The organism is Streptomyces sp. NPDC091292 (assembly GCF_044757265.1).
Classification (GTDB): domain Bacteria; phylum Actinomycetota; class Actinomycetes; order Streptomycetales; family Streptomycetaceae; genus Streptomyces.
The window spans coordinates 403,514-418,919 of the sequence record NZ_JBIVUQ010000006.1 but is presented as its reverse complement, the minus strand read 5'-3'; the positions used below and the strand labels follow the sequence as shown (position 1 = coordinate 418,919).

The window sequence follows — 15,406 nt, the reverse complement described above, 5'->3', positions numbered from 1 at the left end:
TTGTCCTAAGCCGTCTTGTTCTGAGCCGTCGAGGGAGTGCTCCGGCCGGAGCCGGAGGTCGCGCCGCGGTACCAGTACTCAAGGGTCAGCACATGCCACAGGTGCTTGGAGAAGTCCCGCTGTCCGGACGCGTCCTCGGCGACCATGCGCGCCAGCGCGTCGCGCCGCAGGAACCCGGAGTTGACGAGCACCCCGTCGTGCACCACCTCGCGTACCAGCGGTGCCAGATCCCGGCTCATCCAGGCCCGCAGCGGGGCGCTGAACAGGCCCTTGGGCCGGTAGGCGATCTCCCGGGGCAGGATCGAGGTGGCCGCCTCCTTGAGGACGGCCTTGCCCTGCCGTCCGACGATCTTGCGATCGCCAGGCACCGCGAACGCCGCCTTCACCACCTCGACATCCACGTACGGCACCCGCACCTCGGTCGACGCGGCCATGCTCGACCGGTCCGTGTACGCGAGGTTCAGGCCCGGCAGGAACATCCGGGCGTCGCCCAGGCACATGCGGTTGACGAAGTCGTCGAGGTCGTTGTCCCGGTAGACGTCCGCGTGCTCGGTCAGTACGTCATCGACCGTCCCGGCCAGGTCGGGATCGATCAGGGCGAGCAGGTCGTTCCGGTCGTACATGGTGTAGCTGCGCCGGAACGCGGTCTCCTCCGGCAGCTCGGCGAAGGAGAGGAAGCGCTTCGCGAACCGCACCGACCGGTACCCCCGGCGGGCCGTGGCGACCGGCAGCCGGTCCACGGCTCCGGAGAGGCCGCGCCGCAGGGGCCGCGGGACGCGCTGGTAGCGCAGCGCGAGTAGGTTGGCCAGGTGCTTGCGGTATCCGGCGAACAGTTCGTCGGCACCCATCCCCGAGAGCAACACCTTGACCCCGGCCTCCCGCGCGGCCGAGCAGATCAGGAAGGTGTTGATCGCGGCGGGGTCGCCGATCGGCTCGTCCAGGTGGTACGTCATCTGCGGCAGCAGGTCGAGCACGTTCGGAGCGATCTCGATCTCGTGCAGGTCGACGCAGAACCGCTCGGCCACCCGCCGGGCATGGCGAAGGTCGTCCGGCATCGCCTCGAACTTGGCGTCCTCGGCGCGGAACCCGATCGTGTACGCGGAGATCCCGGGTTGGACGCGGGACGCCAGCGCGGTCAGATAACTGGAGTCGAGACCGCCGGAGAGGAAGGTCGCCACGGGTACGTCGGAGAGCAGATGGCGTCGAGTCGACTCCTTCACGAGGGCGGCGAGATCCGGCCGCTCGCCGCGCCTGGCCCGCTCCTGACCCTCGGCGGCGACCTCCCGGAGGTTCCAGAACCGGCCGCGCTCCACCCGGCCGTCGGGCCGGCACCGGAGCCAGCTCCCCGGCGGCAACTTCTCCGCCTCGCGAAGTGCACAACGCGAGTCCGGCACCCAGTAGTAGAGCAGCGAGGCCACCAGCGCCGCATGGTCCACCTCCAGCGACCCGCCGGTGGCGGCGGCGAGCGCCTTCAGCTCGGAGGCGAACACCAGGCCCCCACCGCGCCGGAGCAGGAACAGCGGCTTGATGCCGAGTTGGTCGCGGACGAGCACCAGGTCACCGGTGCGCTCGTCGAAGATCCCGAACGCGAACATGCCGCGCAGCCGGGGCAGACAGTCCGTGCCCCAGCGCCGCCAGGCCTCCAGCAGCACCTCGGTGTCGGACGTACCGCGGAAGCGCACGCCGGCTGCTGCCAGTTCGGCACGCAGCTCGGGCGCGTTGTACAGCTCGCCGTTGTACGTGAGGACGAGGCCGCCCGACGCCATCGGCTGGGCGCCGGTCTCGGACAGGTCGACGATGGCCAGCCGGCGGTGCCCGAGGTGCACTTCGCTGTCACCGGCGGGGTGACTGTACCGGCCCGCCCCGTCAGGGCCGCGGTGGGCGAGGGTATCGGTGAGCCGGTCGGTCACGACCTTCCCGTCCGGCCATCGGTACGTGCCTGCGATGCCACACATGTCCTACCGCGCTTCCTGGTCGATGTCCGGGGTCCGTGCCCATGACGGCCGCTCCGTGCGCGCCCGGCCCCCCTCGTTCTGCCGGACCGGCCGCTCGTCGCGCCCGCGCAGCGCGGTGTGCAGCCCGTTCCACAGCGTGCCGTCGGTCCGGTCACGCGGATCCGGGTCGATCAGCACCACACCGATCACCGGGATGCGCAGGTCCGCGAGCTGTCGCGCCACGGTGTGCAGCCACGCGGCGCTGCTGTGCCCGGCCCGTACGACGAGCACGGTCCGTGTGCCGAGGTACGGGAGGTCGGTCCACGCCGCGCCGGGCGCCACCGAGCCGACGCCGAGCCGGCGCTCCCCGGGCGGCACGGCCGCGGCACGTTCGCCGCCGACCACGGTCGGGTCTCCCGGCTTCGGGCGGCGGCGGGCGAGCCGCAGGCCGGGCAGACCGTCGACGATCACCACCGGCCCCTCCTCGGCCAGCGCTCCGCCGACGTCCAGGGCGAGCGCGCTCGTGCTGCGCGCACAGCCCAGTTCCAGCAGCGACATCGGCTCCGTGGAGCCGCGCACGGTGCGGGCCAGCATCGCGGTGAGCCGTGTCCGTTCCGCCCGGTTCCGGCGGCGCCGCCACAGCCCGGCCGACCGGCGCAGCTCCGCGATGACGGAGGCGCCGAGGTGCGCCGTGATCTCCCGGCGCAGCACGGGCCGGTCCGCCACCACCGCGCCGACCGCGGCCATCGCGAGTCCGATGACGAGCCCGAGGACGAGCCCGATCGCGCCGTCGGTGGCAGCGGCCCTGGGCAGGGAGTGCCGCACCGCGCGGGGGGTGTCCACGATCTGGGTGCCGGCGATGAGCTGCGGCGTGCCGACGCGCGCCTCGTCGGCTCGCCGGCCGAAATCGGTGATCCGCGAGGTGAGTTCGGCCCGGCGGGCGAAGAGCGACTCCATGGTGGCCGACGCCGTCTGCCCACTCTGCGGCGGTGCGTCCTCGATTGCCTTGTCGACCTGGGTGAGTTCGTCCTGCATGCGGTCACGCTGGGCGAGCAGGCTCTTGGCCTCGGCGTCCGCGGCCTCCCGTATCCGCCGCACATGGTCAGCGACGAACGCGTCGGCCAGCGCCTTGGCCCGCGCCACCGCTTCCGCATCGCTGTCACCTGTCACAGTGATCTGCAGCAGGTTGTTGGACAGGCCGATACCCCCGTAGTCCCGCATGAAGTCCTCCGGTTTCACCGGGGACCCGAGCGACCGCAGGGCGGTACTGGCGATCCGTGTGGTCTGCAGCAGCTCGACGTCGGTGCGGATCAGCGTTCCGGGGTCGTTCGGCTGGTCCCCCTGATGCGCGACCAGCACCTTGGTCGTCGCGGTCGGTGGCGGCGGCATGAGGACCGCCACCGCCGCGCCGACGAGCAGCCCCAGCAGAGCCATGGAGCACCAGAGACGGCGGCGCCTGCGCACCGCGATCACCAGTGCGTGCAGGTCGAGCAGCGGAGGGCCGGTCGTCGGTTCCGAAGTCGTGCTCGTCGTCACACCGCACCTTCCGTCGCGCCGGCGCCTACCGTGATCGTCGGCGTGGCTCCATCCGTGGGGTGGCCGGCGGGCCGCGTCGGACGGGTCCGGACCAGGGCGGCGAGGACGATGCCGACGACCTCCTGCCCGGCATCCGCACACGCCTCGGCGATGCCGGCCAACTCCTTCGCGTTCCACATGCCCGCGCTGAGCACGACCAGGACACCGGACTCGCCGTCGCGGTCCGGCACCATCGGCCGGGACACCGACACCCCCACCACCCGCAGCAGGGGCTTTCCCCCGCTCGAAGAGCCTGGGGAGCGCTCGGCCTCGGCGACGAGCTGCCCGGCGGCCTCGCGGGCCGGCTCGTCGCCGTCCGGCACGACAACCAGCAACCGCCGGGGGGCCGGCAGCCGGTCCCGGAGGCGGGCGTACACCCGTCGGCTGCGGATCTGCCTGTCGGCCTCGTTGCCCGAGAGCTGCGGGGCCGGTATGTCCCACGGGACGTCGACGCCGAGCAGCCGGCGGAGCCGGGCCCGCGGGCCACGGCCCTTGCGCCGGTGCGCGGGCAGGTCACCAGGTACGTCGACGGTACCCAGCAGCGCCGAGCCCAGCGCCGCCGCGATCTCCGGTTCCGCGCGCAGCCGGCGACTCATGCGCGCGGCGGTGAGATGGCCGACGACCGCGAGCAGGAAGAACAGCAGTGCCCCGGCGACGATGCGCTGCACCCTCGTCGGCGCCGCCTCGCCGGACGGCCGGGCCGCCGGCCCCATGACGACCATGGTGGCCTTGTCGGATGCCGGGTCGGCCTGGTCCAGCTTCTTGATGGCGTCCTGCAGCGCGGTCCGTAGCTTCGCGAGTTCGGTACGGGCCTGCACGCTCTCCACGGACTTCCCCGGATCGGCCGCATCGGCAAGCTCGGTGATGCGGCGGCTGGTCGCCACCACCATCTGCCGCAGTGCCTCGGGCCGCGCTGCCGCCTCGGGGTCGGTGTCGGCGCCCGCGATCCGCGCGGCGAACGTGACGAACTGCTGGGCCACCTGGTCGGAGAGTCGCTGGGCGCGCTCCGGGGTTTCGGCCGTGCCCGAGATCTTGATGATGTTCCCGTCGGCGGCCGTGGCGCTCACCCGATCCCGCAGCTCGTCGCCGCCGGTCCCGGTCCAGCCGAGCGTGGCAGCCGCGGGGTCGAGCACCACCGAACTGGTCGCGATCTCCGCCTGGGTCAGCAGCTCGCGCTCCTGCCACGCGCCCGGCAGCAGTACCGATGCTGACGCCGTGTACCGCGGCGGGAACAGCAGCGAGGAGCCGTAGCCGACGAGCGCACCCACCACGGCGAGGAGGGCGAGAAGCCGTCGGCGCCGACGGATGATCCTGCCCAGGGTGACCAGGCGTATCGTGTCATCGCTCAACGGTGCGGCCTTCTCCCTGACCGGTCCGGGTCGCCCGCCGACACCTGAGCGGTGTCACGGCAGGCCGCGGCGTAGGCGGCGAGCAGCGACGCCTGCGAACTCCGCCAGGAGAGCGGGCCGCTGATCCGCTCCTGGCCGATCTTGCCCATCCGGGCCCGTCTCTCCGGATCGTCCAGCAGCAGTGCGATGAGCTTGGCGAACTCGGCCTCGTCGTTGGCGGGCGCGTAGAGGGCCGCCTCACCGGCGGATACCCGCGCCTCGCGGAGGTCGAACGAGACGATCGGTCGGCCCATCGCCATGTACTCCATGACCTTGTTCATGGTCGACACGTCGTTGAGTGGATTGCGGGGGTCGGGGGAGAGGCACACGTCCGCGGTGGACAGGTGGCGCACCAGGTCGGCGTCCGGGACGCGCCCGGTGAACTGCACCTGCTCCGAGAGGCCGAGCCGTCGGGACAGCTCCACCATGGCGTCGAAGCTGTCGCCCGCGCCCATGAACACCGCGTGCCAGTCGGTCCGCCCCAGCTCGTCACGCAGCTTCGCGAGGGCCCGCAAGGCGTAGTCGACGCCGTCCTGCGGGCCCATGACGCCCACGTAACACAGCAGATGAGGCTTGCCGCGCTTCAACTCCGGCTCGGGCGGGACCGGCTGGAACCGGTCGGTGTCGGGTGCGCTGCGCACCACGAAGACGTCCGCCGGGCGCCGACCGCCACGGCGCAGCGCGACGTCCCGGTAACTCTCGTTCGTGGCGAGCACGATGTCCGCGGCCCGGTAGGTCCGCCGTTCCAGTGCGAGCACGGCGCGGTACAGCAGATCCTCACCGCGGTCGAACCGGGACAGGTACAGCTCGGGTACCAGGTCGTGCTGGTCGAAGACGAACCGTGCCCCGCGCCGCTTCAGCCACAGCGCCGGCAGGAACAGCAGGTCCGGCGGATTGCAGGCGTGGACCACGTCGACCGGGCCGACCTTGCGGGCCAGCCGGACCGTGTGCCACAACGCCGACCCGTACTCCCGCAGATAGCCGGCCGGCCCTCCGGTGGCGGCGCGCAACGGGTAGCGGTGGATCCGCACCCCGTCGATCTCCGTCTCCGGCTCCGTGTCCCGCGCTGTCCCCTGGGGACAGATGACGTGCACCGTCCAGCCCGCGTCGCGCAGCGTCGTGCACTCCTGCCACACGCGCCGGTCGAACGGCACCGACAGGTTCTCCACCAGGATCAGCGCGCGACGGGTGGGCCCGTCGCCGCTGACCGTGTCATCGAACGACGTGTCACCAAGCAAGGCCCATGTACCCCGGTTCGGTCCGGCGCGCGTCGGCGTCGGGAAGGTGGATGAGGTCGACGATCACCGGGCCGTCACCATGGGGCAGCACGGACAGCACGGCCGGGTCCTTGGTCCCGACCAGGCATACCTCGGCATGGGCGAGCACCTCGTCGGCGGACTCCGCGAGAAGCTGCGCGAGGTGGGGCAGCCGGGTCTCGATGTACTCGCGGTTCGCGCCGAGCAGCCGGGAGAGATTCACGTTGGGGTCGTAGATCCGCAGGTCGTACCCCTTGCCGAAGAGCCTCTCCGCCAGCTCGACGAGCGGGCTCTCGCGGAGGTCGTCGGTGCCGGGTTTGAACGACAACCCGAACAGGCCAACGCGGCGTTTGCCGGTGCGCTCGACCAACTCCACCGCGCGCTGCAGATGTTCGGAGTTGGAGGGCAGTACATGGGCGAGGATGGGCACCGAGACGTCGGCCCGCCGTGCCGCGTGGAGCAGGCTGCGCAGGTCCTTGGGCAGGCAGGAGCCACCGAAGGCGAAGCCGGGCCGAAGGTAGGCGGGGCTGATGTTCAGCTTGCGGTCGGCCAGGAACACGTCGATCACCTGGTGCGAGTCGACTCCGAGCGCCTGGCACACGGCGCCCAGCTCGTTCGCGAAGCCGATCTTGAGGCCGTGGAACGCGTTGTCCGCGTACTTGATCGCCTCGGCGGTCGGGATCGGCACCCGGAACACCTCACCGGGCAGTCCGTCGTACAGCGCCGCCACTATGTCGCCGCCGGCCGGGTCGAGTTCGCCGATGACGGTCTTGGGCGGGTCGAAGAAGTCCCGCACGCTCGTGCCCTCGCGCAGGAACTCGGGGTTGACCGCGACCTCGATGTCCACCCCGGCCGTGCCGCCCGCGTACTTCTCCAGAATCGGTACCAGCAGGTTCAGACAGGTGCCGGGGAGCATGGTGCTGCGGAACACGACGGTGTGCCGCCCACCCCGCTCGGCCACCGCGGCACCGATCTGCTCGGTGACCCGCTCCAGGTAGGTGGTGCACAGGCTGCCGTTGGGCTCCGACGGAGTGCCCACGCAGACCAGTGACACCTCGCTGCCCATGATCGCCTCGCGGACGTCGCCGGTCGCGCGCAAGGCTCCGGACCGCACGACTTCGGCGATCAGTTCGCCTATCCGCTCCTCGACCACCGGGGCCTGGCCGGCGTTGACCAGGTCGACCTTCACCTGGTTCACGTCCACCCCGATGACCTCGTGGCCCAGGCTGGCCAGGCACGCGGCCGACACACAGCCCACGTAGCCGAGCCCCAGGACGCTGACCCTCATATCCCGTTCCTCCCCCCGGGCAGGCCCCTTCGGCCTGCCGTCCCCGAGCCGACCGGACGACGCTCCGCCCCGCTCATCAATAGGCCCCCTGTCCCTGAAGCACCGCACGCAGCGTCTTCCACAAGATCACTGTGTCGAGGGCGAGCGACCAGTCCTCCACGTACCGCAGGTCCAGTCGGACCGCCTCCTCCCACGGCAGGTCGCTGCGCCCGCTGATCTGCCACAGGCCGGTGAGCCCGGGTTTGACCAGCAGCCGCCGCCGGATGTCCGGGCCGTACGCGGCGGACTCCTCCGGCAACGGAGGCCGCGGCCCGACGAGCGACATCGATCCGGTGAGTACGTTGAACAGCTGGGGGAGTTCGTCGATCGAGTACCGGCGCAGCATCGCTCCCACTCGGGTCACCCGCGGATCACGGCGGAGTTTGAACAGCGGTCCGGCACCCTCGTTGAGGTCGGCCAGCTCGGCACGTGCCCTGTCGGCCCCGGTGACCATGGTGCGGAACTTGACGATGGTGAATTCGTGGCCGTCCTTGCCGACCCTGCGCTGGCGGTAGAACACTCCACCTCGGCTGTCCACCAGCACGAGCAGCGCGACGAGCGCCATCAGTGGTGCGAACAGCATCAGCAGGACCGCCGCGCCCATCCGGTCGACGACCTCCTTGATGGCCCGGCGCCCCCCGGTGAAGATCGGCATGCTGACCCGCAGCAGCGGGATCCCGAGCACCGCGTCGACGCGCAGCCGCGGGCCGGCCACCTCCATCAGCACGGGGGCCACGATCATCTCGACATCGCTGCCTTCGAGGTTCCAGGCCAGCCGTTGCAGCCGATCCGGTGACCAGTGCGGGTCCGGTGTGAGCGCGACGACGCGGTAGCCGTCGCGGCGGACGTGGTTGGCGACATCCGTCAGTCGGCCGGCGATCGGTACTCCGTCCAGTCGGTCGCCGTCGAGCCAGAGGCCGTCCGGTGTGCACACCGCCTCCACCCGCCACCCGAGGTGCGGGAGTTTGCGGGTTCGGGTGATCAGGTCGCGCACGGTGGCCAGGCTCCCGGCAGCGAGTACCGGGCGCAGGCACCGTCCCTCTTTCCGCTGTTTGTGCAGCCAGAGGCGCAGGAGATACCGCTCGGTCATGGTGGTGAGCGCGATCGCCGGTATCGCGACGAAGATCCAGAGTTTGATGTTGCGCGAGGTGAGGGCGATACCGCCGAGCGCCAGTACGACGGCCGCCGTGAACAGTGAGCGGCCGAGCCGGCGGAATTCCTCTGCGCCCTGGCCGAGAACGGCCGGAGCCCACGACCGGCTCACCGCAAGCGCTCCCAGCACCAGCAATTCTGTGCCGAAGGCGAGAATTCCCCATTTCTCGTGCCAGTTGGCCGCGTCCCGGGCCCCGAAGAAGTTGCCTATCGCCCCCACCACGAAGGCGGTGGCCACGGTGTCGCCGATGATCACGGCACGGCGGTATTGCTCCTCCCAGTCGGTCGCGGGCCTTCTGATCGACCCGCTCGCCGGACGCCCGCGCGCCGACGAAAACGGGTCGACTAATTCCCCCTGCTCCACAGGACCCCCCAGGTCAACAGCGGTTCGACGTGTTCGCCCAGCACTGCCCCTCCCGCCGGGAGGCCCCCGCTTCCCGGCCGCACTGCTCCTCCCCCCGGGAGGTTCCCGCCCCTCGCGCATGACGTTCCGGCTGTTTCAGCGTGATGTGAACAACCCACCCTGGCGGCAGCCGACTTGTATGTCCTGCCAGGTTTTGTTCGAGGTGCGCAGAAACCTGTCGAAACCCCGGATGTTCTCCGTGCCCAAGGCCCCCTCTCGGGCTCGAAGAATTGATCACCCCCACGTCCGGCGCCGGACTTAAAGATCATTTCTGTTCGCGTCGTGTCCGACCACCTGAAGCACGGTCAATCTAGACCATCCAGACCGGTATGGAGAGGGAATGTGTGCAACTTGTGCGGGAGCTTTGACGCCGGATCCACAGGTCGATTACCGCCCACTGGTGGATCGATCAAGAAGACGCGCCTGTGACCTGTGAAGACGGGGGTTCTCGGGGCCGCTGACGCTGATGGCCGGAGACGTCCGGGTAACGACAACTGGGCCGCGCCCAGGCTGGGTTGACGATCTTCGGCAGGACTGTTGGGGGGTGGTGATTCGCACCTTGGGCGTAGCTTTGTTACGTCCAGGGGTAGCGTCGCTACTCCAATGGTGTTAGCGTTGTTCTTGTCGGGGGCGGAACCGCGCCCCACGAGGCAGGGAGCCATGTCATGAGTGAGCAGCCGACCACACCGCGCCGCGTCGCCGTCGTCACGGGAGGGTCCCGGGGTATCGGGCGGGAGAGCGCCGAGCGCCTCGCCGCCGACGGGTTCGCCGTCGTCGTGAACTACGCGGGCAACAAGACCGAGGCCGACGCAGCGGTGGCGGCCATCACCGCCGCCGGCGGCGAGGCGATCGCCCACCAGGGCGACGTCGCCGACGAGACCGCGATGGCGGAGGTCTTCGACGCCGCTGAGCGCACCTTCGGCGGGGTCGACGTCGTCGTCCACGCCGCCGGAGTCCTGACCCTGGCGCGCCTTGTCGACACCGACCTCGACGCCCTGGACCGGATGCACCGCACCAACATCCGCGGCACGTTCGTCGTGGACCAGCAGGCCGCGCGCCGGGTGCGGGACGGCGGCGCGATCATCAACTTCTCCAGCTCCGTGGTGGCGCTGGCCCTCCCGGGCTACAGCGGGTACGCCGCGACCAAGGGCGCCGTCGAGGCCATGACCCTGGTCCTCGCCCGTGAGCTGCGCGGCCGGGACATCACCGTGAACGCCGTGGCGCCCGGCCCCACCGCCACGGCCCTGTTCCTGGACGGCAAGGACGAGGAGACCATCGCGAGAATGGCCGCGCAGCCCCCGCTGGAGCGCCTCGGCACCCCACAGGACATCGCCGAGGTCGTGTCCTTCCTCGCGGGCCCGGCCCGCTGGGTCAACGGCCAGGTCCTCCGGGCGAACGGAGGCATCGCCTAGACACCGGCCCCAGCCCCACGCCGTCCCCCAGCCGTACCCATCCGTACAGCCGTACCCGTCCGTACCGTCCCGCCCCCTTCTGCCGTGAAGGAGTTCCGTCATGTCCGTCGTCCTGATCACCGGCGCCGGTTCCGGCTTCGGCGCGCTGTCCGCCCGTGCCCTGGCCCAGGCCGGACACACCGTCTACGCCGCGATGCGCGACACCACCGGACGCAACGCCGCCCGCGTCACCGACGCCCAGGCGTACGCCACCGAACACGCCGTGGACCTGCGCACCGTCGAACTCGACGTGCTGTCCCAGGAGTCCGCCGACGCAGCCGTCGACACCGTGCTCGCCGAAGCCGGCCGCCTCGACGTCCTCGTGCACAACGCCGGGCACATGGTCACCGGCCCCACCGAGGCGTTCACGCCCGAGGAACTGGCCGCCGTCTACGACACGAACGTCCTCGGCACCCAGCGCGTCAACCGCGCCGCCCTGCCTCATCTGCGCGCCCAGCGGCACGGCCTGGTCCTGTGGGTCGGCTCGACCTCCACCCGCGGCGGCACCCCGCCCTATCTCGCCCCCTACTTCGCGGCCAAGTCCGCCATGGATGCCCTGGCAGTCTCCTACGCCGCCGAACTGGCCCGCTTCGACATCGAGACCACCATCGTCGTCCCGGGCTCCTTCACCTCCGGCACCCAGCACTTCGCCACAGGCGGACACCCCGCCGACCAGACCGTCGTCCCGGCCTACGAAGCCGTGTACGCCGGGCTCATGGACCAGGTCGCCCAGCGCCTCGCCGACCTCGCCCCGGCCGACGCCGACGTCTCCCAGGTCGCCGACGCCATCGTCCAGGTCGTCGGCACCGAGCACGGCAAGCGGCCGTTCCGGGTCCACATCGACCCCGCCGACGACGGCAGCGAGACCGTCAGTGCCGTCGCCGACCACATCCGCGCCGAATTCCTCACCCGCATAGGCCTGGACGACCTCCTCGCCCCGCACCCGGTGGGTGCCCGGTGAACGTGCGCGCCGGGGCGCGCCGCCCTGCGGGGGTCGCGGTTCCCGCCGGGACCACCGCCACGGACTCCCGTATCGCCGTTACGCCGCCCTTGATAGCGTCCCGTCCATGAGCACGAGCACGCGATCACGGATCCTGGAAGTGGCCGCGGACTTGGTCGCCGAGTCGCCCGACGGGGACGTGTCGACGCGGGCCGTGTGCGAGGCCGCTCAGGTGGGGGCGCCGGCGCTGTACCGGCACTTCGGGGACAAGGAAGGGCTGCTGTCGGCCGTCGTCGACTTCGGGTTCGACAAGTACCTGGCGACGAAGCGCCTGCACCGGCCCGGCGCCGACCCCGTCCAGGATCTCCGGGACGGCTGGGACAGCCATGTGGAGTTCGCCCTCGCCAACCCGAATCTGTACCGGCTGATGAACTCCCCGGCCATGCGCACACCCCCGGCGGCTGCCCTGGAGTCCCATCAGATCCTCACCCGGGATCTGGAGCGCGCCGCCGCACAGGGCAAGCTGCGCCTCGCCCCCGAACTGGCCGCCCAGATGGTCATGTCGGCGAATGTCGGAGTGGCGCTGATGCTGGTGGCCCGCCCGGCGACGTTCACCGACAGGACCGTGTCCCCGCGGGTACGGGACTCCGTGCACGCCGCCGTGTTCACCCCGGAGGCCCTGGTCCCGCACCAGGCACCCGTGGGCGCGGGCGGTGCGGGGACCGAGGAGGTGCGGGTGGCGTCCACGGCGGCCCGGTTGGCCGCGATGCTGCGCCAACAACAGGGCACGGACCTCACCCCGGCCGAGGCGACTCTCCTGACCGAGTGGCTGACCCGGCTCGCGAACACACCCCAGGGGGCGTGACCAGGACCGGACGAATGGCGAGTGGCGAGTGGCGGGTGGTGAGTCGTGAGTGGCTAGTGGTTTATGCCGCCGTCACCTCCAGCCGGGCCTCCCCGACCCCCGTGATCCGGCTGATCAACCGGTCGCCGGCGCGGAGGTAGCGGGCCGGGGTGCAGCCCGGGGGAGTGAGGCCGGTGCCGCCGAGTGCGCCGTCCGTGGACCAGCCGGTGCCGCCGGGTGTCCCGGTCGCGACCACCGCGCCGGGAAGCAGCGTGAGGAAGTGGCTGAGGTAGGAGACGAGTTCGGCCACCGAGAAGAGCAGTGCGGCCGTCGTGTCGGACTGTTTCAGCTCGCCGTTGACGAGGGTGGACACCTCCAGGGCTCCCGGGTCCGGCACGGCAGCCGCCGGGGTCACGGCGGGGCCGAGCAGGGTGGCGCCGTCGAAGTTCTTCGCGGCGTCGGCGGCCATCCGCTGGGTGCCGTCGGCGGCCGTGCGGATCTGGCGCTCGCGGGCGGTGAGGTCGTTGACGACGAGATAGCCGTGGACATGGGCCAGTGCCTCGCCGGCCGGGACGCGGCTGGTGCGGCGGCCGATGACGATGCCGAGTTCCGTCTCGTAGTCCAACTTGGCGATGTGGGCGGGGTCGAGGCGGAAGGGCTCGCCGGGGGTGGAGATCGTCTGGCCGGCCCTGAGGAAGTACTCGGGCTCCTCCGGTTTCTCGTCGGCGGTGTGCCCGGCGGCCTCCTTCTCGCGTACGTGACTCGCGTAGGTGTGTCCCAGGCAGTGGACGACCTCCGGGCGCAGGGGCGCGTCCAGGGTGACCGTGTCGGCGTCCACCCAGCGGACGACGGCGTCACGCGGGTCGATCCCGGCCCGGATCGCGGCGTCCAGGCCGCCGGTCAGCCCGGTCAGCCCGATGCGGGGGCCCGCCAGGACGGCGGCGCGGCGCTCGCCACCGACGAGGACACTGCCCAGGCCCGTGAGCGAGGGGTACGGAAGGCCCGGCGTGGGTTCCATGTCCGGCATCAGATCTTCCTTCCGGCGCGGTGGCCCTCGTAGACCGCCTCGTAGGTGCCGCGCGGGGCGACCGCGCAGCCGATGGCCTCGGCGCTGACAGCGCGCTCGCGGAGCAGGGGCAGCAGACCGTTGACGGACAGGCGCGAGACCGCCATGACGACGGTGTCGGCCTCGATGGTGCGGCGCGGCGCGGCATCCGGCCGGTGCAGATTCCTCAGCCGTATCGCGGTGCCGTCGAAGGTGTCCACGAAGTGGTCCACGACGATGTCGATGTCCTTCTCGTAGACCTGCGGCATGATCCACTCGAAGGCCACATCGGCGAGGGTGTCCATGCCGATCATGGGCCAGCGGGTGACGAGGGAGACCCGTTCGACGCCCGGCCGGTCGGCGAGCGCCACCGCGGTCAGCGGTCCCGTGACATCGCCCAGGTCGTCCAGGACGACGACACGGCCGTGCGCCTCACCCGTACCGGCCACGGCATCCTCCCAGGTGAGGACGTGGGCGGTGGCGACACCCGGCATCGGCTCACCGGTCCAGCCCTGGAAGCCGTCGGATGTCGGACGGGAGCCGGTGGCGACGACGACATGGTCGGGGCGGTAGGCGTCGATGACCGCGTCCAGGTTGTCCGCGTCGACCGGCGACCCCGTGATCATCTTCGCGCCGTTCTTGGCGGCCTGCTCGGTCAGCCAGGTCCCGATCCGGCCGTACTCGGAGCGCCGGGGCAGCAGCGCGTGCAGCCGGGCATGGCCGCCGGTCCGCTGCTCCGCCTCCAGGACGGTCACGTCATGGCCGCGCGCGGCGGCGACCCGCGCGCACTCCAGGCCCGCCGGTCCGCCACCGATGATCAGGACGCGTTTCTTGTGCTCGATCTGGAGGAGCGTGCCCGCGCCCCACTTGCCCTCGCGGCCCATGGTCGGGTTGTAGACGCACTGCACCCGGCGGCCCGATGAGGCGCTGCGCCAGCAGTAGTTGGCGGCGACACAGCGCCGGATGTCCTCCGACCGCGTCTCGCGCGCCTTGGTGCCCCACTCCGGATCGGCGAACATCTGCCGCCCCAGACAGATCACGTCCCCGTCGCCCGACTCCAGCAGTTCCTCGGCCTGTTCGGGTGTGGTGACCCGGCCGACCAGGAACACCGGCTTGCCGGAGACCTCCTTGACGGCGCGCGCGTACTCCCGCTCCCAGCCCGCCTCGTAGTGCATCGGGGTGTGGATGAAGGCGTGGTGGACACCGGCGGACAGATTCACGTAGTCGATGTCGGTGCGCGCCTCGATGTCCGCCACGATCCGCTGGACATCGGCCAGTTCGAGATCGCCGGGCCAGAAGGACGTGGAGTTGATGCGGTAGCCGAGGAACGCGTCCGGGCCGATCGCCTCGCGCATCGCCCGCAGGCACTCCACGACGAACCGCAGCCGGTTCTCGTGCGAGCCGCCCCACCGGTCGGTGCGCTTGTTGTAGAGAGGGGAGAGGAACTGCCACGCCAAGTAGCCGTGCGACGCGTGCAGTTCGACACCGTCGAGACCGCCGCGCACGGCCCGGCCCGCCGCCGCGGCGAAGGAGGCGATCAGCTCAAGGATCTCCTCCTCGCTCAGCTCCTTCGGCGTCATCGAGCCGGGGAACTCGCCCAGCGGCACCTGGCTCGGGGACACCGTCGCCCACGTGGCGTCCTCGTCCCACAGCGGATCGAGCCGTGGCGTCGGCTGGCTGCGCATCCCGACATGGACGAGCTGGATACCGATCTTCGTGCCGTGCCGGTGCACCGCGTCCGCGATCCTGCGCAGCGGCTCGATGTTGTTGTCGTTGAAGAGCTGCGCGGTCATCACCGGGGCACCCACCGAGTCGGGGTGCACATGGGTCGCGCCGATCACGATCAGGCCGACGTCGTGTTTCGCGCGCTCCTCGTAGTACGCCGTGGCCATGTCGGTGAAGGTGCCGCTCGCGATGTTGTCGACCCAGGTGGCACAGGTCGGCGGGAAGACGATGCGGTTCTTCACGGTGTGGCCGCGCAGCTTCCAGGGTGAGAAGAGGCGGGGGTAGACGGGGTGCGGGGTGTCAGGGGCGTCCAGGGCGGATGCGGGTGCGCTGGTCATGGCTCTCCTCATTGAGTGTCAGACGGGG

At 71.1% G+C, this 15,406-nt stretch carries 11 protein-coding genes; 3 read left to right on the top strand and 8 right to left on the bottom strand.

Features of this window, described 5'->3' with window-relative positions:
- Window positions 1-5: 5 nt before the first annotated feature.
- The 6 genes from asnB to ACIQNU_RS20185 all read right to left on the bottom strand — a co-directional run bounded on the left by asnB (window position 6) and on the right by ACIQNU_RS20185 (window position 8,996).
- A complete protein-coding gene (asnB, locus tag ACIQNU_RS20210; RefSeq protein WP_401368009.1) occupies window positions 6-1,955 on the bottom strand; it encodes an asparagine synthase (glutamine-hydrolyzing) in 1,950 nt (649 codons plus the stop codon).
- Window positions 1,956-1,958: 3 nt separating this feature from the next.
- Window positions 1,959-3,470 (bottom strand): Wzz/FepE/Etk N-terminal domain-containing protein, encoded by a 1,512-nt coding sequence (locus ACIQNU_RS20205; RefSeq protein ID WP_401368006.1) that lies wholly within the window; start codon window positions 3,468-3,470, stop codon window positions 1,959-1,961.
- Window positions 3,467-4,858: a Wzz/FepE/Etk N-terminal domain-containing protein gene (locus ACIQNU_RS20200; protein ID WP_401368003.1), complete on the bottom strand. Its 1,392-nt coding sequence runs from the start codon at window positions 4,856-4,858 to the stop codon at window positions 3,467-3,469. The genes ACIQNU_RS20205 and ACIQNU_RS20200 overlap by 4 nt, the downstream gene beginning before the upstream one ends.
- Complete coding sequence (locus tag ACIQNU_RS20195; RefSeq protein WP_401368000.1) at window positions 4,855-6,135, bottom strand: glycosyltransferase family 4 protein; 1,281 nt, start codon at window positions 6,133-6,135, stop codon at window positions 4,855-4,857. Before ACIQNU_RS20195 ends, ACIQNU_RS20200 begins: the two co-directional genes overlap by 4 nt.
- Window positions 6,125-7,441 carry a nucleotide sugar dehydrogenase gene (locus ACIQNU_RS20190; protein WP_401367998.1) on the bottom strand — a complete coding sequence of 439 codons (1,317 nt, stop codon included), beginning with the start codon at window positions 7,439-7,441 and terminating at the stop codon, window positions 6,125-6,127. The genes ACIQNU_RS20195 and ACIQNU_RS20190 overlap by 11 nt, the downstream gene beginning before the upstream one ends.
- Window positions 7,442-7,517: 76 nt before the next feature.
- Complete coding sequence (locus ACIQNU_RS20185) at window positions 7,518-8,996, bottom strand: sugar transferase (RefSeq protein WP_401367995.1); 1,479 nt, start codon at window positions 8,994-8,996, stop codon at window positions 7,518-7,520.
- A gap of 704 nt (window positions 8,997-9,700) precedes the next feature.
- Between ACIQNU_RS20185 and ACIQNU_RS20180 the strand changes: the two genes are divergently transcribed.
- From ACIQNU_RS20180 to ACIQNU_RS20170, 3 genes are all read left to right on the top strand, one after another.
- A complete protein-coding gene (locus ACIQNU_RS20180; protein WP_401367992.1) occupies window positions 9,701-10,447 on the top strand; it encodes an SDR family oxidoreductase in 747 nt (248 codons plus the stop codon).
- 100 nt (window positions 10,448-10,547) lie between these two features.
- Complete coding sequence (locus ACIQNU_RS20175) at window positions 10,548-11,447, top strand: SDR family oxidoreductase (protein WP_401367989.1); 900 nt, start codon at window positions 10,548-10,550, stop codon at window positions 11,445-11,447.
- A 106-nt stretch (window positions 11,448-11,553) separates the two neighbouring features.
- Entirely contained in the window at window positions 11,554-12,291 is a 738-nt protein-coding gene (locus tag ACIQNU_RS20170; protein ID WP_401367986.1) for a TetR/AcrR family transcriptional regulator, read from the top strand.
- Between the two features lie 61 nt (window positions 12,292-12,352).
- On the opposite strand, the gene ACIQNU_RS20165 is transcribed toward ACIQNU_RS20170, so the two are convergent.
- Both ACIQNU_RS20165 and ACIQNU_RS20160 read right to left on the bottom strand, forming a co-directional pair.
- A complete protein-coding gene (locus tag ACIQNU_RS20165) occupies window positions 12,353-13,297 on the bottom strand; it encodes a fumarylacetoacetate hydrolase family protein (protein ID WP_401367983.1) in 945 nt (314 codons plus the stop codon).
- The gene (locus tag ACIQNU_RS20160; RefSeq protein WP_401367980.1) at window positions 13,297-15,378 is read right to left on the bottom strand and encodes an FAD-dependent oxidoreductase; all 2,082 of its coding nucleotides are present in this window, start codon (window positions 15,376-15,378) and stop codon (window positions 13,297-13,299) included. Before ACIQNU_RS20160 ends, ACIQNU_RS20165 begins: the two co-directional genes overlap by 1 nt.
- Window positions 15,379-15,406: the final 28 nt, after the last annotated feature.